At 66.2% G+C, this 22,610-nt stretch carries 24 protein-coding genes; 13 read left to right on the top strand and 11 right to left on the bottom strand.

Features of this window, described 5'->3' with window-relative positions; genetic code table 11:
- Nucleotides 1–54 precede the first annotated feature (54 nt).
- The 4 genes from XH83_RS20075 to XH83_RS20090 form a co-directional block, all read right to left on the bottom strand.
- On the bottom strand, nucleotides 55–747 hold the full coding sequence (locus XH83_RS20075; protein WP_194402522.1) for a GNAT family N-acetyltransferase: 693 nt from the start codon (nucleotides 745–747) through the stop codon (nucleotides 55–57).
- 4 nt (nucleotides 748–751) lie between these two features.
- Nucleotides 752–1,099 (bottom strand): Lin0512 family protein, encoded by a 348-nt coding sequence (locus XH83_RS20080; RefSeq protein WP_018646107.1) that lies wholly within the window; start codon nucleotides 1,097–1,099, stop codon nucleotides 752–754.
- 105 nt (nucleotides 1,100–1,204) lie between these two features.
- A complete protein-coding gene (locus XH83_RS20085) occupies nucleotides 1,205–2,869 on the bottom strand; it encodes an acetolactate synthase large subunit (RefSeq protein WP_194402523.1) in 1,665 nt (554 codons plus the stop codon).
- A 300-nt stretch (nucleotides 2,870–3,169) separates the two neighbouring features.
- On the bottom strand, nucleotides 3,170–4,066 hold the full coding sequence (locus XH83_RS20090) for a LysR family transcriptional regulator (RefSeq protein WP_194402524.1): 897 nt from the start codon (nucleotides 4,064–4,066) through the stop codon (nucleotides 3,170–3,172).
- A 106-nt stretch (nucleotides 4,067–4,172) separates the two neighbouring features.
- On the opposite strand from XH83_RS20090, the gene XH83_RS20095 reads away from it, so the two are divergent.
- From XH83_RS20095 to XH83_RS20140, 10 genes are read left to right on the top strand one after another with little or no spacing between them, the layout of a single operon-like run.
- The gene (locus tag XH83_RS20095; RefSeq protein WP_194402525.1) at nucleotides 4,173–4,913 is read left to right on the top strand and encodes an SDR family oxidoreductase; all 741 of its coding nucleotides are present in this window, start codon (nucleotides 4,173–4,175) and stop codon (nucleotides 4,911–4,913) included.
- A gap of 31 nt (nucleotides 4,914–4,944) precedes the next feature.
- Complete coding sequence (locus XH83_RS20100; RefSeq protein ID WP_194402526.1) at nucleotides 4,945–5,181, top strand: 4-oxalocrotonate tautomerase family protein; 237 nt, start codon at nucleotides 4,945–4,947, stop codon at nucleotides 5,179–5,181.
- 59 nt (nucleotides 5,182–5,240) lie between these two features.
- On the top strand, nucleotides 5,241–5,657 hold the full coding sequence (locus XH83_RS20105; protein WP_194402527.1) for an MmcQ/YjbR family DNA-binding protein: 417 nt from the start codon (nucleotides 5,241–5,243) through the stop codon (nucleotides 5,655–5,657).
- Between the two features lie 55 nt (nucleotides 5,658–5,712).
- Nucleotides 5,713–7,101 (top strand): SWIM zinc finger family protein, encoded by a 1,389-nt coding sequence (locus XH83_RS20110; protein WP_194402528.1) that lies wholly within the window; start codon nucleotides 5,713–5,715, stop codon nucleotides 7,099–7,101.
- Nucleotides 7,094–8,524 (top strand): DUF5691 domain-containing protein, encoded by a 1,431-nt coding sequence (locus XH83_RS20115; protein ID WP_194402529.1) that lies wholly within the window; start codon nucleotides 7,094–7,096, stop codon nucleotides 8,522–8,524. Before XH83_RS20110 ends, XH83_RS20115 begins: the two co-directional genes overlap by 8 nt.
- Nucleotides 8,521–9,597, top strand: a complete 1,077-nt coding sequence (locus XH83_RS20120; protein WP_194402530.1) for an AAA family ATPase — start codon at nucleotides 8,521–8,523, stop codon at nucleotides 9,595–9,597. The genes XH83_RS20115 and XH83_RS20120 overlap by 4 nt, the downstream gene beginning before the upstream one ends.
- Nucleotides 9,598–9,611: 14 nt before the next feature.
- On the top strand, nucleotides 9,612–11,837 hold the full coding sequence (locus XH83_RS20125; RefSeq protein WP_194402531.1) for a DUF5682 family protein: 2,226 nt from the start codon (nucleotides 9,612–9,614) through the stop codon (nucleotides 11,835–11,837).
- Entirely contained in the window at nucleotides 11,834–13,015 is a 1,182-nt protein-coding gene (locus tag XH83_RS20130; RefSeq protein ID WP_194402532.1) for a VWA domain-containing protein, read from the top strand. Before XH83_RS20125 ends, XH83_RS20130 begins: the two co-directional genes overlap by 4 nt.
- A gap of 56 nt (nucleotides 13,016–13,071) precedes the next feature.
- Nucleotides 13,072–13,944, top strand: a complete 873-nt coding sequence (locus XH83_RS20135; protein ID WP_194402533.1) for a bifunctional helix-turn-helix transcriptional regulator/GNAT family N-acetyltransferase — start codon at nucleotides 13,072–13,074, stop codon at nucleotides 13,942–13,944.
- A 58-nt stretch (nucleotides 13,945–14,002) separates the two neighbouring features.
- The gene (locus tag XH83_RS20140; protein WP_194402534.1) at nucleotides 14,003–14,389 is read left to right on the top strand and encodes an ester cyclase; all 387 of its coding nucleotides are present in this window, start codon (nucleotides 14,003–14,005) and stop codon (nucleotides 14,387–14,389) included.
- Between the two features lie 22 nt (nucleotides 14,390–14,411).
- Here XH83_RS20140 and XH83_RS20145 read toward each other — a convergent pair whose 3' ends face one another.
- A complete protein-coding gene (locus XH83_RS20145; protein WP_194402535.1) occupies nucleotides 14,412–15,632 on the bottom strand; it encodes an MFS transporter in 1,221 nt (406 codons plus the stop codon).
- Nucleotides 15,633–15,728: 96 nt separating this feature from the next.
- A complete protein-coding gene (locus XH83_RS20150) occupies nucleotides 15,729–17,084 on the bottom strand; it encodes a hypothetical protein (protein WP_194402536.1) in 1,356 nt (451 codons plus the stop codon).
- A 319-nt stretch (nucleotides 17,085–17,403) separates the two neighbouring features.
- Here XH83_RS20150 and XH83_RS20155 point away from each other — a divergent pair, with 319 nt between their 5' ends.
- Entirely contained in the window at nucleotides 17,404–17,865 is a 462-nt protein-coding gene (locus tag XH83_RS20155; protein ID WP_194402537.1) for a cupin domain-containing protein, read from the top strand.
- A gap of 17 nt (nucleotides 17,866–17,882) precedes the next feature.
- On the opposite strand, the gene XH83_RS20160 is transcribed toward XH83_RS20155, so the two are convergent.
- Together XH83_RS20160 and XH83_RS20165 are read right to left on the bottom strand one after the other, a co-directional pair.
- The gene (locus tag XH83_RS20160; RefSeq protein WP_194402538.1) at nucleotides 17,883–18,461 is read right to left on the bottom strand and encodes a DUF308 domain-containing protein; all 579 of its coding nucleotides are present in this window, start codon (nucleotides 18,459–18,461) and stop codon (nucleotides 17,883–17,885) included.
- An 86-nt stretch (nucleotides 18,462–18,547) separates the two neighbouring features.
- Nucleotides 18,548–19,132, bottom strand: coding sequence for a TetR/AcrR family transcriptional regulator (locus tag XH83_RS20165; RefSeq protein ID WP_194402539.1), 585 nt, complete (start codon nucleotides 19,130–19,132; stop codon nucleotides 18,548–18,550).
- A 76-nt stretch (nucleotides 19,133–19,208) separates the two neighbouring features.
- Between XH83_RS20165 and XH83_RS20170 the strand changes: the two genes are divergently transcribed.
- Nucleotides 19,209–19,706: a peptide deformylase gene (locus tag XH83_RS20170; RefSeq protein ID WP_194402540.1), complete on the top strand. Its 498-nt coding sequence runs from the start codon at nucleotides 19,209–19,211 to the stop codon at nucleotides 19,704–19,706.
- A 71-nt stretch (nucleotides 19,707–19,777) separates the two neighbouring features.
- On the opposite strand, the gene XH83_RS20175 is transcribed toward XH83_RS20170, so the two are convergent.
- Together XH83_RS20175 and XH83_RS20180 are read right to left on the bottom strand one after the other, a co-directional pair.
- Nucleotides 19,778–20,140, bottom strand: coding sequence for a helix-turn-helix transcriptional regulator (locus tag XH83_RS20175; RefSeq protein WP_194402541.1), 363 nt, complete (start codon nucleotides 20,138–20,140; stop codon nucleotides 19,778–19,780).
- Nucleotides 20,140–20,802, bottom strand: coding sequence for an SRPBCC family protein (locus XH83_RS20180; protein ID WP_194402542.1), 663 nt, complete (start codon nucleotides 20,800–20,802; stop codon nucleotides 20,140–20,142). Before XH83_RS20180 ends, XH83_RS20175 begins: the two co-directional genes overlap by 1 nt.
- A gap of 178 nt (nucleotides 20,803–20,980) precedes the next feature.
- Here XH83_RS20180 and XH83_RS20185 point away from each other — a divergent pair, with 178 nt between their 5' ends.
- A complete protein-coding gene (locus tag XH83_RS20185; protein ID WP_194402543.1) occupies nucleotides 20,981–21,325 on the top strand; it encodes a cupin domain-containing protein in 345 nt (114 codons plus the stop codon).
- A gap of 25 nt (nucleotides 21,326–21,350) precedes the next feature.
- Here XH83_RS20185 and XH83_RS20190 read toward each other — a convergent pair whose 3' ends face one another.
- Nucleotides 21,351–22,604, bottom strand: coding sequence for a serine hydrolase (locus tag XH83_RS20190; protein ID WP_194402544.1), 1,254 nt, complete (start codon nucleotides 22,602–22,604; stop codon nucleotides 21,351–21,353).
- Nucleotides 22,605–22,610 lie beyond the last annotated feature (6 nt).

Here is a 22,610-nt window from a genome sequence, read left to right on the forward strand (position 1 = left end):
TTGGGTTGGATATAGCGGAAATTCGCAGGAAATGAAGGGCGCCCCGTGGAGCGCCTATCCTTCCCGCATAAACGCCGTCACGTAGAGCCGACGCCGGATCCGCATGCCCTGCCGCTGATACAGCGCGATCGCGGAGGTGTTGTTGGAAAACACGTGCAGGAACGGGATTTCGCCGCGCGCCTCGATCCGCCGCGCGACCGCCGCCAGCAGCGCCTGGGCATAGCCGCGCCCACGATAGTCCGGGTGCACGCAGACGGCCGTCATCTCGACGAACTTTCCCGGCTTCATCCGCTCGCCCGTCATTGCGACCAGCTCGCCGCCGGCGCGGATGCCGAGGAACGTCCCGAGCTCATGGGTGCGCAGCGCGAACGGACCCGGCTTCGTCCGCTCCACCAACACCATCATCGCGGGCACGTCGGCCACTCCCAGCGTGACGATCTCGGCATCGCGCAACGGGCTGTCGGCGGGTGAGCCGATCATCTGCTCGCCGGTCTCGGCCAGCACGACCTTGAAGCCGGCGGGCATATCGACCGGCTCCGGCGTGAACAGCACGGCGACCTGCGTGCCCGACAAGAGATCGCGGAGCCCGGCAAAGCTCGCCGCGGACATATCGACCATGTCGGCAAACGGCGTCATGTCGATGGGATAGCGCAGCGCCCGCGGGCCACCTTCGGCCAGATGCTTCTGGCTCGTCGTCAGCGCGCTCCAGATCGGACGATCCAGCAACGCCTCATCGCTGTCGGACACCGGCCTAATCCTTGTCGAAGCTGACGATGACGGCAGCATTGGCGATGAGGATGGGATCGTTGGCGACCTCCGTGGCTGAGGGGATCTCCAGCCCGCCCTTGACCGCGGTCACGGTCACCGTGCCGTACGGCAGCTCCTTTGCAACCGCTTCCTTGTCGACGGCTTCAGGATTCGGCACGCCGATCGTGACGTCCACGAACATGTCGTTCGCGGTCTTGCCGATCATCCGGAAGAATCCGAGGCTCGAATGCCTGATGGCATCGGACACCGCGCGCTTCGCCGCCTTGGTGGCGTCCCTGCCGTGGACGTCGACGCCCATGCCCATCTCGGTGACACAACGAACGCGGGTCATTTCATATTCCTGTGGTTGGTTGGTGACTGGCAGTTTCGACGATCGGGGAGTCCGTGACAAGTTGTTGCTCTGTATCCCAGACGCCGGGGCACGAGAGCGTCGTCTTCAAGCCTTCGCCTTCTCATGCGCCCGCAACTCGTCCACGAGCACCCGCACGTTCTCCGAATAGTCGATCGGGATGACGACGAGGTGCACGCCGCCCTCCCTGAACGCGGCATCGAGCGTCGGACCAAAACCGTCGATGCTCTCGATCCGATGGCCCTTCGCGCCATAGGCCTGCGCGTACTGGACGAAGTCCGGATTGCCAAAGGTCATGCCGTAATCGGCAAAATGATCGACGGCCTGCTTCCAGCGGATCATGCCGTAGGCGTTGTCCTCCAGCACCAGCACGACCAGATTGAGCTTGAGGCGGACAGCGGTCTCCATCTCCTGGCTGTTCATCATGAAGCCGCCGTCGCCGGCGACCGCGAGCACACGCCGGTCGGGATAAAGCATCGCGGCCATCATCGCCGAGGGCAGGCCGGCGCCCATGGTCGCCAGCGCATTGTCGAGCAGCAGCGTGTTGGCGACGCGGGTGCGGTAGTTGCGCGCGAACCAGATCTTGTACATGCCGTTGTCAAGCGCAACGATGCCGTTTTCCGGGATCACCTGCCTGATGTCGTGCACGATGCGTTGCGGCGTCGGCGGCCAGCGCGCCTCGGTGGCGCGGTCGGCGATGTGCCCCAGGATTTCTTCCCGCAGCGGCAGCAGCGCCGCAGCCTGCGGCAGTTTGCCTTCCAGCCGGTCGGCGAGCAGCTCCAGGCTCGGACCGACGTCGCCGACCACCTCGGCATCGGGGAAATAGACCTGCTCGACGCTGGCCGAGGTGTAGCTGACGTGAATGACCTTCGGCCCCGAGGGGCCCATGATGAAGGGCGGCTTCTCGATCGGATCGTGCCCGATGGCAACGATCAGGTCGGCGGCGTCGATGGCATCGTGGACATAATCGCGCTCGGACAGCGCGGCTGTGCCCATGTAGAGATTGGTGCCGCCGGGCACCGTGCCCTTGCCCATTTGCGTCGTGAAGAACGGAATGCCGGTGCGCCGCACGAAGCTCGCGATGCCGTGGGTCGATCGCGGCCGGCTGGTCGCCGCGCCCATCATCACCAGCGGATGCTTTGCGGCCAGGATCATCTCGGCCGCACGGTCGAGCGCGCCGCGATGGGCGACGGGAATCTCGATCGGATGGACTGGGATCACGGGGACGGCGGGCACTTCGTCGCCGGCGATGTCTTCGGGCAGCTCGAGATGCACCGGCCCGGGCCGCTCCTCCATCGCGACGCGAAACGCATCGCGCACCACGGTCGGAATGCTGGAAGCGCTGACGATCTGCCGCGACAGCTTCGTCAACGGTTTCATGGTCGCGACCACATCCACGATCTGGAAGCGCGCCTGCCGGCTGCTCATGATCGGCTTCTGGCCGGTGATCAGGATCATCGGCATCGCGCCGAGATGCGCATAGGCCGCGCCGGTCGACAGGTTGAGCGCACCGGGGCCGAGCGTCGACAGGCAAACACCGGGCTTGCCGGTCAGCCGCCCATGGGTGGCGGCCATGAAGGCGGCGGCCTGCTCGTGGCGCGTCAGGACCAGCTCGATCCTGGACGTGCGCAGCGATTCCACCACATCGAGATTCTCCTCGCCGGGGACGCCGAAGATGCGATCGACGCCCTCATTCTCCAGCGCCGCGACAAACAGGTCCGACCCTTTGACTTTCCGTTCCTGCCCGCTCATGTCGCCTCCGCTTGCTGCTGGTCCCTGTGGTGAGGGAGCGGAGGCATCGTAGCGGTCTCGAACGGAGTCACAACTCACAAAGAGGCGCGATCGAGGCGCAAATGTTTGTTCCGTCATCTCAGGTGCGAAGCTTGCGATGCCAAGCATCGCAAGCGGAGCCTCGAAGGATGGACGGGCCGAGATGCAGCCGGGCCGTCGCCCTTCGAGGCCTCCGCTTCGCTCCGGCACCGCAGGGTGACGGTCATAGATTGGCGGCAATGCAAGCTCTCGTAGCCCGGACCGCGCTACGCTCGGTCAGGGCTACGAAAGCCTCGCCTCGGCAAAGATGCCTGAGATCCAGTCGAGGAAGATGCGCAGGCGCAGCGCGAGCTGGCGGTTCTGCGGGTAGATCGCCGAGAGCGGCGTGGGCGATGGCGGATGGTCGGCCAGCACCTCGACCAGCGCGCCGCTGGCGAGATCCTCCGCAAACCGATAGCGAGGCGCCTGCGCCAAGCCGAAGCCAAGCCGCGCCAGATCGGCCATGGTGTCGGAATTGTTGACGCGCACCCGGCTCGGCAGCACGATGTGGCGAAGCGCGCCGGCGACGGAAAATTCCAGCGGCAGCACATCGCCAGTGCGCGAGGAGACGAACGCGACCATCTGGTGACCGTCGAGCGCATCAGGCGTTGTGGGCACGCCGTGGCGGGAAAGATATTCCGGGCTCGCCACCGTGATCTCGGCGATGGTGCCGAGCCGGCGCTGGATCATGCCGCTGTCGCCGGGCTCGCCCGACCGGATCACGCAATCGACGCCCTCCCGAACGAGATCGACCAGCCGGTCGCCCTGCCCGATCTGCAATTCGAGCTGCGGATAGCGGGCAAGGAATTCCGGCAGATGCGGCAGAATGAAGGTGCGGGTCAGCAAAGGATGCGCATCGATACGAAGCAGACCGCGCGGCCGCGCATCACGCATCGCGCTTTCGGCGTCCTCGACCTCGGTGAGGATGGCGACGCAGCGGCGATAATAATCCTCGCCGTCGAGCGTTGGAGTGACATGTCGCGTCGTACGTTCCAGCAGGCGTGCGCCGAGGCGCGCTTCGAGGCCGCGCAAGACTTCGCTCGCCGTGGAGCGTGGAAGGCCAAGGTCCGCAGCCGCAGCCGTAAAGCTCCGCCGTTCGACGAGGCGGACGAACAGGCGCATGGCGTCAAATCGGTCCATGGGCGATTGTTCACCATATCCGACAAGTGATGGCAAGTCGGGGCTGATTATCCGGCCAAAGCGATCAGCTATGTCTCGGGTCGAAAGACATCGAGGGAGACCTGCCATGACCCATCAACATCAGCGTGCCGCCATCGTCACGGGCGGCTCCCGCGGCATCGGCGCGGCGATCGTCCGCCGGCTGGTCCGGGACGGAATTGCGGTTGCGATCAACTACGCCAGCGGCCGCAGTGCCGCCGATGCGCTCGTGGCCGAGATCGAGTCCGCGGGCGGACGCGCCATCGCCGTGCAGGCCGATCTTGCCGATCCGGCAACGCCGGCCCGGCTGTTCGATGCCGCCGAGCGCGCCTTCGGCGGCGTCGATGTCCTCGTCAACAATGCCGGTGTGATGGAGCTCGGGCCGCTCGCTGAAATGACCGACGAAGCATTCTCGCGGCAAATGTCGGTCAACCTCGACAGCGTTTTCCGCTCGATGCGCGAAGCGGCGCGGCGGTTGCGCCACGGCGGCCGCATCGTCAGCTTCTCCTCCAGCGTCGTCGGCCTCTATCAGCCCGGTTATGGCGTCTACGCCGCGACCAAGGCGGCGGTCGAAGCCATGACGCATGTCCTCGCCAAGGAGCTCGGCGGCCGGCGCATCACCGTCAATGCCGTCGCGCCCGGACCGGTCGAGACCCGGCTCTTCCTCGAGGGCAAGAGCGAGCAGCAGGTGCGCGCGATCGCCGCCATGAACCCGTTCGGCCGCCTCGGCCAGCCCGACGACATCGCAGGGCTCGTCGCCTTCCTTGCCGCAAGCGACAGCGGATGGGTCAACGGCCAGGTCATCCGCGCCAATGGCGGCGTGATCTGACGCGACACGAATTCAAACCGGAGAGATCATCATGCCTTTCGCCAACATCAAGATTCCCCAAGCAGCGCTGTCGCGGGCCCAGAAGACGGAGATCGTGCATCGGCTCACCGCGCTGTTCGTCGAATATTTCGGCGAAGCGGCCCGACCGCATACGATGGTGCTGATCGAGGAAGTCCCGGACGGCGGCTACGGCCGCGCCGACGAAGTGTTCGTCGTTCCCGAGGCCTGGCGGGCCAGCGACGCCGGCGTCACACCGCCTTCAGGCTGAGGTCCTCTTTCGTTAGCACGCACGTTGCAAGCCGCGCGCGGCGTGCTATCGCTCCTGCAATGACACCCAGGACCTTCGAGACCCGTTGCCTGCGCCTGCCCGCCGTCACCAAGGTGGTGCAGTGGGAGGGCACCTCCGTGTTCAAGGTCGGCGGCAAGATGTTCGCGCTCGGCGGCGGCTTTGCCGCGCGCTCCGGCGGCTACATGTTCAAGACCTCGAACATGGCCTATGCCATGCTGATCGAGCACGGCCTGGCGCGGCCCGCGCCGTATCTGGCGCGCGCCAAATGGGTGCAGCTCGCCAGCAACAACGCCCTGCCCGACGCCGAGCTCTCAACTTATCTGGTGCAGGCCCATGCATTGATCGCGGCGAAGCTGACGCGGAATATCCGCAAGGAACTCGGGCTCGACTCGCCGGACGCCCATCGGCATGACGATCACCGCGTGCAGCACATGGATCGCTCGCGGCGACATTGAGCTTTCATCCGTCCTCGATATACTGCCACTCCTGGATTCGATTTGGGACTGCGACGTGGCGATTGATCTGAAAGCGGTCGAGCAACTCGCCACCGATCAATCCTCGCTCAAGGCCGCCGCCGGCCTTGCCAAGCCCGGCAAATGGTCCGGCGTCGGCGCAAGTGGCGACGGCGCGCTGATCTGGGGTGAGTGCGCGGGCTCCGGCGCCAATCCCTATCGCGTCATGGCCGACCTGCGCGACCTCGGCAACAAGTGCACCTGCCCGTCGCGCAAATTCCCCTGCAAGCACGTGCTCGGCCTGTTGTGGCTGAATGCGGAACAGGTCCTGCCGTTCCCGCCCGCCGACACGCCGGCCTGGGTCAGCGATTGGCTGGGACGCCGGCGCGGCACGCCCGCGGCAAAACCGGCAAACAATGCGCCACAAGGCGGCGAGAAGGATCTGCGTGCCGCGCGCGCCGGCGGACCTGACGTCGCCGAGGACCCGAAGGATGTCGCGCGACGCGAGGCCCAGGCGGCAAAACGCACTGAGGAGACCGAACGCGCCATCCTCGATGCGCTGGACGCGCTCGAGCAATGGATCGGCGATCAGCTCCGCATGGGATTGGCAGGCTTCATCGACGATGCCACAGCCCGCTGCCGGCGGATCGCGGCGCGGCTGGTCGACGGCAAGGCCGCGGTGCTCGCCGGCCGAATCGACGAGCTGCCGTCCCGCCTCCTCGCATTGCCCGCAGGCGATCGGCCGCGCGGCGCCGTCGTCGAGCTCGGCAAGCTGGTCCTGCTCGCGCGCGCCTTCCGTGCCGCGCCGCGCGATGCCGAGACGAGGCGCGCCGTCGCTGCGTCCGAAACGCGCGAGACGGTGCTGGCCGACCCGCGAGCGCCGCGGGTCGATGCGCACTGGGAGGTGCTGGCCGAGCAGGTGCAGACGCGCCGCGACGGTCTTGTGTCGCAGACGGCCTGGCTGCTCAATCTGTCTGCCGCAGGTCCGCGCTTCGCAATGCTGCTCGACTTCTTCCCGGCGAGCGCCGGACGGCGCGGCTCGGTGTTCACGCCCGGCGAGCGTTTTCACGGCGAGCTCGTGTTCTATCCGTCGCAACAGCCGCTTCGTGCTCTGCTCGTCCGGCGCGATGCCGGGGGGGAGCTGCCGCCCTCGGAATGGCCCCTGGCGGATGCAACAATATCCGACGCGTTGACGCGCCCGCTGCTGGCCGAGCCGTGGGCGATCGAGATTCCGTTGCTGCTGCCGCAGGGCCGGATCGCGCGCGACGATGCCGGACATAATTGGTGGCGATCGACCGATGGCATGGCGACACTGCCGATCGCCTCGGAGGTCAGTAGCCTGCTTTGCGGCACTGACCTCACGCGTACCGCTGCGATATGGTCGGGCAACCGGCTCGCGATCCTCGCCGCGCAGACCCCTTGGGGACGGATCGGCGGTCATGACTGAAGTCATCGAGGCCGAGACGATGCTTGATGCCATGGGCGCGGTGCTGACGCGCTGGACGATGGGATCGGCGGCCGCGCCCGCGGCGTCCTTCTGGCGCGCCGAGCTCGGCGACGATCCCACTGAGGCCGAGTTGCGACTGCTCGCTCTGTCAGGCCAGTTTCTCGGCGCCGCGGTGACGATGGAGCCGGGCGCGACACTGCGCGTCCTGCCCGATGTTCCCGCGTTGACCTTGCCGACCCTGCCGGAGCCCCTGCGCCCGCTGGCGCGCCGAATCCTCGCGGCGAAGAAACAGGCGCAGTCCGGGACCGAACTCGTGCACTTTCTCGCAGCGCGCGGCTGGACCATGCATCCCGCCGACTGGATGCCCGCGGCCGCCGACGACGATGCGCCGGATGTCTACGCAACCTGGCGCGACTGGGCCGCGATCGCAGCGGCCGACGGCGCCGCGCGGCGGCAGACGAATGACCGCCTCACCGCCGACAATTGGGAAGACTTCTGGCCGGCCGCGCGCAAGGCGGCTCTGGCCGGCCTCAGGCGCGACGACCCGTCCGCGGCACGCGGGGTGCTCGAGGCAAGGCTCGCCGGCGAGACTGCGGACACGCGTTTGCGCCTGCTGTCGCTGCTGTCGGAGCGGCTGTCCGATGATGACGTCACCTTCCTCGAAGGCATCGCAGCGAACGATCGTGCGCCCAAGGTCAAGGCGCTTGCGACCTCACTGCTCGGGCGGCTCGGCCACGGCCCTGCGAGCGGCGAGGACATCGCCGAGCTTGCGGGCTTTTTCTCGGTGAGAACCAAGGGGCTGCTGCGCCGCTCGCGCGTGGTCCAGGCCGAACCGCCCAAGACGCCGGCGCAATGGCAACGACGCAAGGCACTGTTCGAGGGCGCCGATCTCGCCGCCTTTTCCGGCGCGCTCGGTCTTGCGCCGCAGGAGCTGATCGCCGCTTGGGATTGGAACGTGGACCACGCCGCCGATATGGCCCTGATCAATGTGATCGTCTCGAGCGGGACCGATGCGCATGTCACGCAGGCAGCGGACGCCATCAGCCAAGGCGACGCGACCGGCCTCATTGCTGCGCTGGCGCCACGGCTCTCCCCCGCCGAGCGCGCAAGGCATGCCGAAACTGCGCTGCACAGTCACGGCATCAGCTTTGAACTGGCGCAACAGGTCGCAGGTCCGGCGGCACGCCTGGATGATCCGCTCTCCGCACCAGCGGGCAAGACGCTGCTTGCCGCGCTTCAGCGCGACGATGCGAAGCCCTCCGACCAATTCGCAGAGCTCCACGCTCTGGGCCTGATCGCCTCGCGCGATGGCGCGCAACGATCATTGCAACGACTGACCGGCGCAGGCCTGCTGCAGGGCGACCCGCGTCTCGACATGCTGCGGCTCAACGCCGCGTTGGACGACAACGGAGCGAATCCATGAGCGAGAAACTGCGCTTGCCGGCCGAGGACAGCTACGCCGCGGAGCTGAAGGCGCTGGCCGCGGGCGACGGACATCGGCCGCCAGGCTGGACGCTCTCGCCGCGGCAGGTCGTGACCTATCTCATGGGCGGCAAGGCGGCCGACGGAACCGTGATCACGCCGAAATATGTCGGCGACAAGCGGCTGATCGAGACCGCCGTTGCGACGCTCGCGACCGATCGCGCGCTGTTGCTGCTGGGCGTGCCCGGCACGGCCAAGTCCTGGGTGTCCGAGCATCTCGCCGCCGGCATCACCGGCAATTCGACGCTGGTGATCCAGTGCACGGCGGGCACCGACGAGAACCAGATCCGTTACGGCTGGAACTATGCCCAATTGCTCGCGCACGGGCCGAGCCGCGAGGCGCTGGTGCCGACCCCGCTGATGCGTGCGATGGAGAGCGGCAAGCTCTGTCGTTTCGAGGAGCTGACGCGAATGGGCAGCGACGTGCAGGACACGCTGATCACCGTGCTGTCCGAAAAGATGATGCCGATCCCCGAGCTCAACACCGCCATCTATGCCCAGCGCGGCTTCAACATCATCGCGACCGCCAACAACCGCGACAAGGGCGTCAACGAACTGTCCTCCGCGCTCAAGCGCCGCTTCAACGTCGTCGTGCTGCCCCTGCCCGACAGCGCCGAGGAGGAAGTCGCGATCATCGTCAAGCGCGTCGGCGAGATGGCGCATAACCTCGATCTGCCGGCGCCGAAGAACGTCGCCGACGAGGTGGCACGGGTCGTCTCGATCTTCCGCGAGCTGCGCTCGGGCTCGACGGAGGACGGCAAGGTCGCGCTGAAATCGCCCTCGGGCGGACTGTCGACGGCCGAGGCGATCGCGGTGATGATCGGCGGGATCAGCCAGGCGACCTTCTTCAACGACGGCAAGCTGACGCCGGAAACGCTCGCCAGCAACATGATCGGCGCGGTCGTGAAGGATCCGGTGCAGGACACCGCCGTGCTCGGCGAATATCTCGAGACCGTGCTGAAAAAGCGGCGCGGGTTCGAGGGCTACTACGCTTCGCTGACCGATCTGATCTGACGGCACGGCGCGCGATGGCAGGCGAAGTCTCCCTCTTCGGCATCCGGCATCACGGCCCCGGCTCGGCACGGCGGCTCGTGGAAGCGCTCGATGCGCTGAGGCCGGTGGCGGTGCTGATCGAGGGCCCGGCGGATGCCTCCGAGCTGCTGCCGATGCTCGCCGATCCCGACATGGTGACGCCGGTGGCCCTGCTCACCTACGCCGAAGACAATCCGGCTAACGCCAGCTTCTTTCCCTTTGCCGACTATTCGCCGGAATACCAGGCCGCGCGTTGGGCGGTGCGTCACGGCGCGGTCCTGCGGTTCATCGATCTGCCGGCATCGGATCGGCTGGGTGCGACCGCCGGCGACATCGCGGAGGAGATCGCGGCAAGGGCCGAGGCCGACCCGGTCAGCCGCGATCCGATCGGCGCGCTCGCGAGCGCCGCCGGCTATGACGACGGCGAGTCCTGGTGGTCCGACGTCATCGAGGAAAATCCCGCGGCAGGACCGATCTTCGCGGCCGTCGCCGACGCGATGACGGCGCTGCGCGCGGACGAGAAATCGCTGCCGGCCCGCGAGGCCGCGCGCGAGGCGCATATGCGCATCGAGATCGCGAAGGCCGCAAAGGACCATGACGGCGCCATCGCAGTCGTCTGCGGCGCCTGGCACGTGCCGGCGCTCGCCGAGCGCCGCAGCCTTGCTGCAGATCGCGAATTGCTGAAGGGTCGGCCGAAAACCAAGATCAAGGCGACCTGGGCGCCCTGGACCGCGCCGCGCCTGGCGCGCGAGAGCGGCTATGGCGCGGGCGTGGTGGCACCGGGGTGGTGCGCTCACGTCTGGGACACACGCGAGCGCGATCGCTCCGCCGAGTGGCTCACCAAGGTGACGCGCGTGCTGCGCGATCGCGGCCACTTCGTCTCGACCGCCTCGGTCATCGAAGCACAGCGTCTGGGCACTGCGCTCGCCGCGCTGCGCGGCCGCCCTGGACCGGGTTTCGCGGAGCTGCGCGAGGCGGCGATCGCCTGCCTCTGCAATGGCGAGCGCGCGATGTGGGACGACATTTCCGCCGAGCTCCTGATCGGCGCCGGCGTCGGCGCGATCCCGGCGGCAACCCCGCTCGCGCCCCTGCTCGAAGATCTTCAGCGCCAGCAGAAGGCGACGCGACTGAAGCCGGAGGCGCTGGAGCGGCCGCTGACGCTCGATCTGCGCAGCGACAGCGGCTTGATGCGCTCGACGCTGCTGCACCGGCTGAACGCGCTCGATGTGCCCTGGGGACGGTTGACGGACGCAGGCCGCAGCCGCGGTACATTCCGCGAGAACTGGCAGTTGCGCTGGGAGCCCGAATTCGCGGTCACACTCGTGGAAAATCTGCTCTACGGCTCGACCATCGCGGAAGCCGCCGGCGGACGACTGAGCGAAGCGATGGGCAAGGAAGCCGAGCTTGGCCCGCTGGCAAAGCTGGTGCGCAACGCCATGATCGCCGACCTGCCGCGCGCCACTGAATTCGGCATCGCCGCACTGGAGACCAAGGCGGCGCTCACGAGCGACGGACAATCGCTGCTGGACGCGCTGCCGCCGATGGCCGACATCCTGCGCTACGGCGAGGCGCGTGCCGGAACGGTCGAGCATCTGGCGGCGCTGATGCCGCGCATTGTGGTGCAGGCCGCGCTCGCTCTGCCCTATGCAGCGCGCAATCTGGACACGGCTGCGGCGACCAGGCTGCGCGGCGCGCTGCTCGCCGCCGACGCCGCGATCCAGCTCGCCCAGATCGAGACAAGCGTGGTGGCCGGCTGGCGCGATGCGCTGGCCGCGCTGCTCAACGACAACCAGGCCACCCGGCTGATCGCCGGCACGGCGGCGCGGCTGCTCTACGAGGCCGAGCTTTTGACCGCCGATCACGCGGCGGACCTGCTGACGCGGATGCTCTCGCCCGGCACGCCGGTCGCGGAAGCCGCCGGCTTCTTCGAGGGTTTTTTCGAAGGCGCCGGCCAGCGGCTGATCCACGACGCGACGCTTCGTGGCGCGGTCGATGCCTGGTTGATGACGCTGGACGAGGAGGCCTTCACTGCGAGCCTGCCGCTGTTCCGCCGCGTGTTCTCGGCGCTGGACCGTAGCGAGCGCAGGCGATTGATGGACGCGCTGTTCGCGCGCCGCGCCGATGCCGCCAGGGGGTATCGGCTGCTCGCCGGTGCAAACGAGATCTGGCCCGCACATCAGGCGCGCGTGCTCGAACTCCTCACACAGAGAGCTGCCCGATGAGCGAGGCCGATGAGCGCAGCCGCCGCTGGACACTGGCCCTCGGCGTCGACACCGAGGGCGCCGAGAACGGCCCTGCTCTGTCCGCAAGTGATCGCCGCATGTCGGAAGCGCTGACGGCGCTCTACGGCGACGGCGACGAGGCGCCGAAAAAGGGGCGCGGCGGCCTCGGAGGCTCGGCACCACGCGTCGCCAAATGGCTCGGCGACATCAGGGAGTTCTTCCCCGCCCCTGTGGTGCAGGTGATCCAGAAAGATGCCTTCGAGCGCAAGGGTCTGCGCCAGATGCTGCTCGAGCCTGAATTCCTTGCTACCGTCGAAGCGGATGTGAGCCTGATCGCCGATCTGGTCGCGCTGCGGGGCGTGATGCCGGAGAAGACCAAGGACACCGCCCGTGTCGTGATCGCCAAGGTGGTGGCCGAGCTGATGGAGCGGCTCGAGCGGCGCACCGCGGACGCGGTCCGCGGCGCCTTGAACCGATCGCTTCGTACCAATCGCCCGCGCTTTGCCGACATCGATTGGCCGCGCACCATCAAGGCCAATCTGCGCCATTACCAGGCCGAGCACCGGACCGTGGTGCCCGAACGCCTCATCGGCTTCCTACGCCAGCAGCGTCGTATCGTCGATCTCGACGAGGTGATCCTGTGCGTCGACCAGTCGGGATCGATGGCAACCTCGGTGGTCTATGCCTCAATCTTCGCGGCGGTGATGGCGTCGCTTCCGGTGGTCGCGACCAAGCTCGTCTGTTTCGACACCGCCATCGTCGACCTGACCGAAGAACTTGCCGATCCCGTCGAGGTGCTGTTCGGCGTCCAGCTCGGCGGCGGCACCGACATCAACCGCGCCGTCGCCTATTGCGAGGAGCGCATCGAACGGCCGGCGAAAGCGCATCTGATCCTGATCACCGACCTTTACGAAGGCGGCAACGCGAACGAGCTGGTCGACCGGCTGGCGCGACTGGCAACGCGCGGGATCAACGTGATCGTGCTGCTGGCGCTGACCGACACCGGTCACCCCTCCTACGATCCCGTGCTGTCGGCGAAGGTCGCCAATCTCGGCATTCCCGTCTTCGCCTGCACGCCGGACCAGTTCCCGGATCTGATGGCAACCGCGCTGAAACGCGAGGACGTCGCCGGTTGGGCCGCCGACCAGGATATCAAGCTGATCCGGCCGGAATCCTAGAGGCGAACAGCCGGCGGAATTGACGTTGACACGATCTCTGACTAAAGTCAGATATCATGTTGGACCAGATTTCTCGCGTTCGCCGCTTCAACCGCGCCGTGACTTCCGCGGTCGGCGCGCTCGACACCTCCTTTCTGGGCCGCGGCCGGCCGCTCGGCGCGGCACGCGTGCTCAATGCGATCGGACATGGACGCTCGGACGTCGCCGAAATCCGCGACTATCTCGGTCTCGATTCCGGATTGATGAGCCGCCTCTTGCGCAGCCTGGAGGACGAGGGGCTGATCGAGACCGAAGCGCATCAGGACGATGCGCGCCGGCGCGTCGCGACATTGACGCGTTCAGGCCGGCGCGAGTTCGCGGCTTATGAGGCGCTGTCGAACGCGCAGGCCGAAGGCTTCCTCGCGCAGCATTCGCAACGCGAGGCGCTGCTGGAGGCGATGGATTTGATCGCCTCCACCCTGACGCGCGAGCGGATCGCGCTGGACGAGATGGATCCGCAAAGCGACGAAGCGCGCTACTGCCTCGGCGAGTACTATGCCGAGCTCGGCCGCCGCTTCAGCCAGGGTTTTGACGTTTCTCTTTCGAGAGATCCTGATGCCAAGGACATGCGCCGCCCGCGCGGCAGCTTCATCGTCGCGATGTCGGACACACTGCCGATCGGCTGCGTCGGCTTGAAGGGAACCGATCACGGCTATGCCGAGATCAAGCGTCTGTGGGTCGCCCCCGCCGCGCGCGGCTTGCGGCTCGGCCGGCGGATGATGGATGCGATCGAGAGTGCCGCACGCGAGCTCGGCATCACGCTGCTGCGGCTCGACACCAACAGCGCCCTGCCCGAGGCCGGCCAACTCTACCGCACGACGGGCTGGCGCGAGATCCCCCGGTTCAACGACGATCCCTATCCCGACCTGTTCTTCGAAAAGCGCCTCTGAGCGGGACCAGTTCGCGATGTCTGCGCGTTAGGGTCAAAGCCGCAAGGAGAGCTTCGACATGACAAAAGACGACCTCGCCGAGACCTACCGCGCTTATATCGCCTGCCTGAACCGGCAGGATTGGCCGGCCCTCAGCCGGTTCGTGCATGACGATGTCGTCCACAACGCCCGGCCGCTCGGCCTGTCCGGCTATCGCGCGATGCTGGAGCGGGACTTTCGCGAGATCCCGGATCTGCATTTCGACATCGAACTGCTGGCATCCGATCCGCCCACCATCGCCGCGCGACTGAAGTTCGATTGCCGGCCGGTCGGGACGTTCATGGGGCTTGCCGTGAACGGCAAGCGCGTGACCTTCTGCGAGAATGTGTTCTACGAATTCGAGAGCGGCAAGATCCGGCAAGTCGGGTCGGTGATCGACAAGGCCGCGATCGAGGCGCAGCTCTGATGCTGCGCCTCGATGGCCGTCCTCACGCCGCGGCCGGCGCCGCCTGCCCTTGCGGCTTCGCGAACGGCCTGAATGTCATTGCCATCAGGAAGGCACCCAAGCCCATCGCCCAGGAGGCGATGTAGAGCCAGGCATAGCTGGAGAAGGCGTCGTAGATCAGGCCGCCGGCGAGCGGTCCGGTGGCCATGCCGAGGCTGCCGGCCATCGCGGTGCCGCCGATCACCGTGCCCATCATCCGAAGCGGAAAGTTCTCGCGGATGATCACCGCGTAGAGCGGCATGGTGCCGGCATAGATGAAGCCGAACACCGCGCCGACCGCGTAGAAGGTCGCAAGCTGGTGCGCGAAGACGTAGGCCAGCGCGCCGAACGCCTGCAGCAACAAGCCGGACACCAGCACGCGCTTGGCGCCGAACCGGTCGCCCATCAGGCCGAAGGCGATGCGGCCGCCGAGGCCGGCAAAGCCCTCGATGCTGTAGATCGTCACCGCCGCGATCAACGGGATGCCGCAGCTCACGGCATAGCTGACGGTGTGGATGATCGGGCCGGAATGCGTGGCACAACAGAAGAAATTGGTCGCGAGCAGGACCAGGAATTGCGGCGAGCGCAGCGCCTCGCTGGTCGACATCTCAGCTTGCCCGGCGCCCTCGCTTGTCGGTGCGGCCACGGCCTGCGCGAGCGCGGGCGGACGGCGCACCAGGAACGAGACCGGGATCATGATGGCGCCGACCACCAGCGCCACGATCTGCATCGAGGTCCGCCAATCGTGGCCGGAGACGAGCCAGGCCGCGAACGGCGCCATCGTCATTGGCGCCATGCCCATGCCGGCCGACACCAGCGACACCGCGAGGCTGCGATGGGTCTCGAACCAGCCGGTAACGGTCGCCATCATCGGCGCGAAGATCGCCGCACACGATGCGCCGGTTAGAAGGCCGAACACGAACTGGAACGCCAGCAGCGAGGTCGCATGGCTCGCGGCGAACAGGCTGAGCGTCAGCACGGTCGATCCCGTCAGCACCACCGGCAGCGGTCCGAAGCGGTCCGACAGCGTGCCCCAGGCCATGCTGGTGAACGCCATCGCCAGAAAGCCGATCGTCATCGCGCTGGAGATGCCTGTCACCGACCAGCCGGTGTCCTTGGCGATCGGCTGCAGGAACACCGGCAGCGAAAACATGCCGCCGATCGCGACGCAGCCGAGCAAGCCGCCGGCGGCGACGATCACCCAGCGATAGGGGGATTGGGTCATCTTTCTTGTCTCCCGTGAGATCTGTCTTTCGTGGAAGACGAACGGGAACCACCACGACCGACAGGCGCCGTCACCCAGGAGAAAGATTTTTTACTGTCACCCCGCCCCCTGGTTCTTCGCAACAAGATCGATCAGCGCCTTCAGGCTGGCAAAGACCGGCGACGTCAACGCCGGCGCCAGGATGGCGAGGATGCTGCCAACTGTTGCCGACGTTGCGAACTGGAGTTTATCCGTCTCCTTGGAACCGGCAACCGGCGCGTTCGCAGGATCACCCCGATAGCGCTGCACGTCCCAATACCAGCCGGCCAAAGCGGGAACTGCCGCCGCGAGCAAGGCGATTGTCCCGGTTATGCCCAGATGGCCGGTCAGCGCATCTGCCAGCGGCTTCAAAGCCTCAGCTTGCGACTTGACGAGCAATGCGAGCGGCCCGTCCATCACCAGCTTGCTCGCCACGGTCGCCACCACGAGGATCGCAGAGCTGAGCACGATCATCCACTGCAGATCTGTTTTCCGCTCTTGCAAGGACTCAATTGTGGGCTTGTCCTCGGGGCTCGACGACACCGCGAACGCCAGCAGAGCGATGCCCACCGCCCAAAGTCCAACGAATGTGTTGGCGTCGATGATGCATTTAAGGGCCGAGCTGATCTGGAACGGCTTGGCACTCACGTAGTACGCATCGACCAGCGTCTTGAAGATCTCATTTTTCGCGTCGGCTTTGTCCAGCAGAAATTCGAGGAACGTCCGCCCTGCGTTGGCGTAAGCGGTGGGCCAAAAGGTGCCAAACATTGCCAGAGCACCAAAGCCGACAAGACCGGCGACCAGCAGCGTGCGGCTGCGGCGCGCGATGATGATACTGCCCAGCAACAATGTCGCCGCGCTCACGAGGTAGAGCACTCCGCTGACCGCGGCATAGTTGTACCGAGCCGTCAAAGCATCGGCGATCTGTTTTGACTGGGCAATTGTCCGGTCGGAGACCTGGCCTTGCGCCGCCCTCTTAACCTCGTCTGCGGCAATCTTTTCTTGCATATCTGCTGTCGCGACGTCATCGCTCGCCTTGTCGATCGCATCTGGGGGGCTGCCCGGCGTGGCCTTCAGTCGCTGCAAGGTGGCTTGCTTGCGGGCAAGCGCTGATTGCTTTTCCTTAAGGGTGTCGTTCTTCTTGATTGTCGTGTCCGTGTCGGCATTGAGATCCGGGAGCACGAAATCGACGATCGGCTTTTTATCCACGGGCATCAGACGGTCGGCAACCATGTTTGGGGCACCGTAACCCAGCAACAACGGTCCGACCACACAGCAGGCCGCCAGGGCGTAGGCAGCTGGAGAGCTCTTGATCCGCTTCAATAATTCCGAAATCCCTGTCCCGACCTTCTCCTTGGTCTCCCAGGTGCCGCTCTCCTCCTTGGGCCGGGACCCTCCAGACGTGGCCGTGCCAGCAGACCTAGTGTCGCTCATGCTGCCCCCAAAATGATTTGCGATCACAAATGAAAGAAATCGACAGCGTTAGATCAGCACAACCAGAGGTTATGTCAAGCAAGGTCGAATGCTTGCGACGAACTGGCTCAGGGGAACGCGCTCGATCGCACCGGCTGCATCGACCTAGGACAAGAAGCGCGACTTGCGCGGCCAAGGCGCGGTTTGACACGTCGGGCACGACACCGGCATGATGTCATCATCCCGCCAATCGGACCGCATCTGCCCGGACGTCCGCCGAGTATGACGTAGACCGCCGCGTCCGTGCGTCTTCCACCGCTGGCTTTCGAACGGAACGCTCATGCCAAAGATCGACATCGCAGCCGTGCCGGCCCGCAAGGGCTCCGGCTATCCGGCCCCCTTCAACGCGCCCTGCGCCGAACGCATCCGCAAGCGGCTCGGCGATGCCGGCGGTCTCGAGGATTTCGGCGTCAACCTGATGCGCCTTCCGCCGGGCGGCTGGTCGAGCCAGCGGCACTGGCATTCGCTCGAGGACGAGTTCGTCTACATCCTCGAAGGTGAAGTGACGCTGATCGAGGATGGCGGCGAAACCCTGCTGCGCACGGGCGATTGCGCCGCTTTCCCGAAAGGCAGCGGCAACGGCCATCACATGATCAACCGGTCGGACGCCACTGCGGTCTATCTCGAAGTCGGCTCGCGTTCGCAGGACGACCTCATCACCTGCTCCGACATCGACATGATGAGCCCGGCCTCCGACGGCCGGTTCCTGCACAAGGACGGCACGCCGTATCCGGACCCATGAACGTCCGCGGCCACACCTCACGCGGCCGCGTCACGCCGCCACGTGCTGACCGTGAGCCAGACGGCCGAGACCAGGAAGTAGAGCGCCCCGACCGCGGCATAGCCCGCGACGTTCGCGATCGACGGAGCCGCAGGCATCGTGGCCTGAAAGATGAAGAAGCCGCCTGCAAGGGCCGATTGGCCGCCGCTGAGCGCCATGGCCCATTGCGCGCCGAAACGCTTCCAGCGCCGCACGGCCGTGCCGAGCTGAAGCAGTCCGGACAGGATCGCCCAGACCCCGAAGATCCCGAGCACCCAGTTCATGCTGACCCGCAAGGCCAACACGACCGCGATGGTGGTCGCAAGGCTGACCAACACGTTCAGGGCCTGCGTGCGATTCTGGTTCAAGCCGCCGCTGCAGAGCGCGTCGAGATAATTGGCCGCGGCGTCCCATGCCGGATACGCGACCAGCAGCGTTGCAGCGATCACCGCCGACGGCGGCGCGATCGTGAAGGCCGCTATGACCCAGGCGAGGGAGCACGCGGCGCGAAGGAAATAGTACTGCTTCAGCCATTGCGCATGGTCGGCGACGTCGGGAGTCATCTGGCGATCTTTCATCGTTCTTTCTTTACCTACTAGTTGGTAGCTTAAGGTACCAGGGGTTGGCACGGAGCAGCCGCGCGCCCCGTGCCAAGTCTTGTCCGTCAATGCTCGGTGGACAGCCGGTCCAGCATTGGCCGTGTGATGGTCCCGAACGTCCTGGGATCGCCATAGGCGCGCGCTGACAGCATCGCGCCGTGAACGGTCGCCATGAATCCTTCAGCCTCGACCTTCGCGGAGCTGGACAGATGCAGCCGCCCCTTTCGCTTCCCGCGCTCCAGCACCGATGTCAGCCACGACGCCAGCACACGGAAATGCGCACGGACTTCCAGCGCGACCTCTTCTGGGAGGATCGGAAGCTCGCTGGCAAGCAGCGCGCAGACGCAGAAGGGCGCGGTCGCGTCCGTGATGCAGGCCTCCCAATAGGCGACATAGCTTTCGAGCTGGTCGCGCGCGTCCGGAATGTTGCGCTCGATTGCCGCCAATCCGGCTTGGGCCTCTTCGCGATAGCGCGACACCAGGGTGCGGACCAGATCGACCTTGCTGGCGAAATGATGATGGATGCTCGGCTTGCGGATGCCGACCACATCGGCGATGTCGGCATAGCTGAAGCCATTATAACCGCCCGCGATGATCAGCGAGCGTGCGCAAGCTAGGATGTCGTCAGCGGTGGTGGAGACGTGGCTCATGCAGTGTAGCTACCTTCCAGTTGGTAGGGCATCAAGGAGGGATGCTTCACCGATGCGTGAGTGGTAGGAGCCTCCCATGACCATCCGCTCCATTATCCGCTACCCCGACCGCCGGCTCGCGATGCCGGCTTGCCCCGTCACCGCGTTCGACGACAGCTTGCGCGAACTTGCCGCCGACCTGGTGGAGACCATGCGCGCCGCGCCCGGCATCGGCATCACCGCGCCGCATATCGGGGTGCCCTTGCGTGTCGTCGTGCTCGATCTCGACGCCGGCGAAGGTCCCCTCACCTACGTCAATCCCGTCATTGAACGGGCCTCGCCCGAGATGATCATGCACCGCGAGGGCAGCGTCTCGATGCCTGGCATCAACGACGAGGTGCAGCGCCACGCGCGCGTGCGGATCGGCTACCAGGATCTCGACGGCACCATGCAAAGCGAGGAGTCGGAGGGCTTGCGCGCCGTGTGTCATCAGCACGAGATCGACCAGCTCGACGGCATGTTCTGGATCCAGCGGCTGTCGCGGCTGAAGCGGGAGCGGCTGGTGAAGAAATTCGAGAAGCTGATGCGATCGTAGGGCGGATTAGCGAAACGTAATTCGCCATTCTTGGCAGGTCGTAGCAGGAGAATGCACCCTACGCATCGCACTCACGCCCTCTTCCCGCCCCGCTTGGTGACCGGCGCGTTGCGGCGCTCGCGTTTGCCGCGCCCGATCTCGGTCGCCAGCGCGTCCAGCTTGGGCTCCCAGAAATTCCGGAACTGGCCGATCCAGTCGTCCACCGCGCGAAGTCCCGCGACGTCGACCGAATAGAGGCGCCGTTGCGCTTCTGCCCGGACGATGGCAAAGCCGCTCTCGCGCAACACCTTGAGGTGCTGCGAGACGGCCGCCTGGGTGATGCCGAACTCGGCCCCGATGATGTCGACGACCTCGCCGGACGCCATTTCATCCCGCGCCAGCAGCTCGAGGATCCGACGGCGCACGGGATCGGCGAGGACCTCGAAGATGAGCATCAGCTTCCTGTGCCGGGATGTGCGATGTCGGGCGGCATCTCGCCACGATAGAACGCGATGGTGCGGTCCGAGCGCTGCTTCGCCTCGTCGGGAGCGACCCCGCTTGCGACGTGCGCCGCCCGCCAGAATTCGCCGCTGGTCGTCATGAAGTCCTTGCCCTCCGGCGAGCCCATCCACGCCTCGGCCGTCGCATGGTCGACCGTTGCCCCGCTCGCAAGATATCGCTCGAGCCCCGCGAGCGCGAGATCCCAGCCGATCCCCACCGCACCCGGGCCGAACTGATTCCAATGATCCTCGATGATCGCGGTGTGCTCGAGCGTCAAACGCGCCTGGTGTCGCTCCGCCGCCAGCCTGACGTCGATCCAGCTGATCGCGCCGCCGAATTCCCACGTCGCCGCAAAATGGGTCGGCGGCGCGCACCCCGTGATGGTGCCGCCCGCATTGCCCTTGAGCTGGTAGCGTCCGCCGAGCTGGAGCTCGCCCTCCACCGGCAGGAACCAACGCGGAATGCGCTCTTTGCTGGTCACGGCGTCCCAGAGATCATCAACGCTGGTATCGTAGAGGCGCGTCAGCGTCACGGCACTCGCGGGTTTGCCATCCTTCTCGAAGCTGCGCACCGAGCGCGTGACAAGGCCCAGAACTCTGGCGACGTCGATCTCCATGGCATGCCTCCCTAGCGTTTCATTCAAGGAGGAATATCGAGCTACCCTAATATAAGTCAATACTTATATTAAGACGCTGCGCTGCGTCAAACCGTCTCGCGCGGCGATGCGAACCAAGTACGGGCTGAAACGTCTATCCGTCTCACCCCGCCATCGCTGGACCAGACGGAAGGCTTTCATGAAAGTTCGCAAATTCGCCATCACCGACGCTTCGTTCGAACGCTCGCCGCGGCAGGACGGCGACATCTTCGCCGGCAATGTGATCGACCAGCGCCACGGCGGCCCGATCACCATCGGCTTCGGCCGCTACGCGCCGAACCAGAGCCTGGAGGAAAAGCTTGCCGTCGACGACGTCATGCTGGTCCTGGAAGGCAAGCTCTCGGTCGCGAGTAGCGGCAGCACCGTCACCGCGGGTCCCGGCGAGATCGTCTACATGCCGAAGGGCGAGACGGTCACGATCCGCTCGCACGAGCAAGGCGCCGTCACCGCTTACGTCACCTATCCGCATTGGCAGGAGGCGTGACGGCTGGCGTGGCCGCTGACAGCCGCTACCCGCCCGCCATCAGCGCCTTGGCCAGCGCCATGTAGGCTGGCAGCGTCACGGGATCGTTGGCGGCGTTGCCCGCGACGGGGTGCGAGGCGTAGCGCGCAATCACCATCTCCGCCTTGGGATCGACATAGATGCCCTGGCCGTAGACGCCCCGCGCCATGTAGGCGCCGTGCGCGTTGTGCGTGACCCACCATTGATTGCGGTAGGAGGCGCCGGGCAGCGTGGTGTAGCCGGCCGGCTTGAATTTTTCGGGGTCGCCGCCGCGCGCGATGTCCTCGACCACTTGCGACGGCACGATCTGGCGGCCGTTGAAGCGGCCGTGGTTGCGCATGGTCTCGCCGAACCGGGCAAGATCGCGCAGCGTCGTGGAAAGACCGCCGCCGCCGCTCTCGGTGCCGATGCGGTCGACGTGATAATGCGCGTCCTCCTCCGCACCCATCGGCTGCCAGATCCGCTCGGACAACAGGTCCGCCAGCGTCAGGCCGCTGACTCGGCGGCAGATCCAGGCCAGCACGTCGGTGTTGACGGTCTTGTAGGCAAACGCCTTGCCGTGCTCGCCCTGCTTTGTCTGCGCGATGAGGAAATCGAAAATGTTGGTCGGCCCATCATAGCCCGGCGGGATCGGCGCCATGCCGTTGGCGCGGCGGAGCGCCCACACGTCCGAATTCTTGTCGGTATAGACCTCAGTGTAGGCGAGCCCCGTGGTCATATCCATGACCTCGTGCACCCGCGCATCGCCAAACGCGCTGGCCTTCAGCTCCGGCACATAGTCCGTGACCGGCGCCTGCGGATCGATCCTGCCCTCCGCGACCAGCATGCCGGCGAGCACGCCGGTGAACGCCTTCGTCACGGACATCGCGATATGCGGCTTGTGCGGCTTCAACGCGCCGAAATAGCGCTCATAGATCAACCTGCCCCGATGCAGCACCGCGATGCCGTCGGTGTAGGTCTCCTCCAGCATCTGCGCGAAGGTCATCGGACGGCCGTCCATCGTGGTGGAAGCGACCGCGCCGATGCCCTGCTCCGCGCGCGGTAGAGGTGATGCAGGCGCTGCGCCGCGCCAGACATTCACGGTGGGCACGAGTTGGCGGATGTTGCTCCAGGCCCAGCGCAGTTCGGGGAAATCGCGGAACGAGCCGTCCTGGAAGGTGATGAGGCGGTCGGGCGCCGGCGGGAAGCCGCGCATATAGCCGAGGGTTTCGGGGTCGGTGGCGGTGGAGGTGGCGGAAGGCTGGGTGGGCGCGGCGGACATCAAGCT

The sequence above is a fragment of the Bradyrhizobium sp. CCBAU 53351 genome, assembly GCF_015291745.1.
Taxonomy (GTDB): domain Bacteria; phylum Pseudomonadota; class Alphaproteobacteria; order Rhizobiales; family Xanthobacteraceae; genus Bradyrhizobium.

Excerpts from the sequence above, each read along its gene's own strand:
- XH83_RS20120 (WP_194402530.1), top strand. The coding sequence starts at position 8,521 with ATGAGCGAGAAACTGCGCTTGCCGGCCGAGGACAGCTACGCCGCGGAG.
- XH83_RS20155 (WP_194402537.1), top strand. The coding sequence starts at position 17,404 with ATGCCAAAGATCGACATCGCAGCCGTGCCGGCCCGCAAGGGCTCCGGC.
- XH83_RS20085 (WP_194402523.1), bottom strand. The coding sequence starts at position 2,869 with ATGAGCGGGCAGGAACGGAAAGTCAAAGGGTCGGACCTGTTTGTCGCG.
- XH83_RS20115 (WP_194402529.1), top strand. The coding sequence starts at position 7,094 with ATGACTGAAGTCATCGAGGCCGAGACGATGCTTGATGCCATGGGCGCG.
- XH83_RS20185 (WP_194402543.1), top strand. The coding sequence starts at position 20,981 with ATGAAAGTTCGCAAATTCGCCATCACCGACGCTTCGTTCGAACGCTCG.
- XH83_RS20090 (WP_194402524.1), bottom strand. The coding sequence starts at position 4,066 with ATGGACCGATTTGACGCCATGCGCCTGTTCGTCCGCCTCGTCGAACGG.
- XH83_RS20145 (WP_194402535.1), bottom strand. The coding sequence starts at position 15,632 with ATGACCCAATCCCCCTATCGCTGGGTGATCGTCGCCGCCGGCGGCTTG.
- XH83_RS20150 (WP_194402536.1), bottom strand. The coding sequence starts at position 17,084 with ATGAGCGACACTAGGTCTGCTGGCACGGCCACGTCTGGAGGGTCCCGG.
- XH83_RS20130 (WP_194402532.1), top strand. The coding sequence starts at position 11,834 with ATGAGCGAGGCCGATGAGCGCAGCCGCCGCTGGACACTGGCCCTCGGC.
- XH83_RS20135 (WP_194402533.1), top strand. The coding sequence starts at position 13,072 with ATGTTGGACCAGATTTCTCGCGTTCGCCGCTTCAACCGCGCCGTGACT.
- XH83_RS20140 (WP_194402534.1), top strand. The coding sequence starts at position 14,003 with ATGACAAAAGACGACCTCGCCGAGACCTACCGCGCTTATATCGCCTGC.
- XH83_RS20170 (WP_194402540.1), top strand. The coding sequence starts at position 19,209 with ATGACCATCCGCTCCATTATCCGCTACCCCGACCGCCGGCTCGCGATG.
- XH83_RS20100 (WP_194402526.1), top strand. The coding sequence starts at position 4,945 with ATGCCTTTCGCCAACATCAAGATTCCCCAAGCAGCGCTGTCGCGGGCC.
- XH83_RS20105 (WP_194402527.1), top strand. The coding sequence starts at position 5,241 with ATGACACCCAGGACCTTCGAGACCCGTTGCCTGCGCCTGCCCGCCGTC.
- XH83_RS20080 (WP_018646107.1), bottom strand. The coding sequence starts at position 1,099 with ATGACCCGCGTTCGTTGTGTCACCGAGATGGGCATGGGCGTCGACGTC.
- XH83_RS20190 (WP_194402544.1), bottom strand. The coding sequence starts at position 22,604 with ATGTCCGCCGCGCCCACCCAGCCTTCCGCCACCTCCACCGCCACCGAC.
- XH83_RS20160 (WP_194402538.1), bottom strand. The coding sequence starts at position 18,461 with ATGAAAGATCGCCAGATGACTCCCGACGTCGCCGACCATGCGCAATGG.
- XH83_RS20165 (WP_194402539.1), bottom strand. The coding sequence starts at position 19,132 with ATGAGCCACGTCTCCACCACCGCTGACGACATCCTAGCTTGCGCACGC.
- XH83_RS20095 (WP_194402525.1), top strand. The coding sequence starts at position 4,173 with ATGACCCATCAACATCAGCGTGCCGCCATCGTCACGGGCGGCTCCCGC.
- XH83_RS20175 (WP_194402541.1), bottom strand. The coding sequence starts at position 20,140 with ATGCTCATCTTCGAGGTCCTCGCCGATCCCGTGCGCCGTCGGATCCTC.
- XH83_RS20180 (WP_194402542.1), bottom strand. The coding sequence starts at position 20,802 with ATGGAGATCGACGTCGCCAGAGTTCTGGGCCTTGTCACGCGCTCGGTG.
- XH83_RS20125 (WP_194402531.1), top strand. The coding sequence starts at position 9,612 with ATGGCAGGCGAAGTCTCCCTCTTCGGCATCCGGCATCACGGCCCCGGC.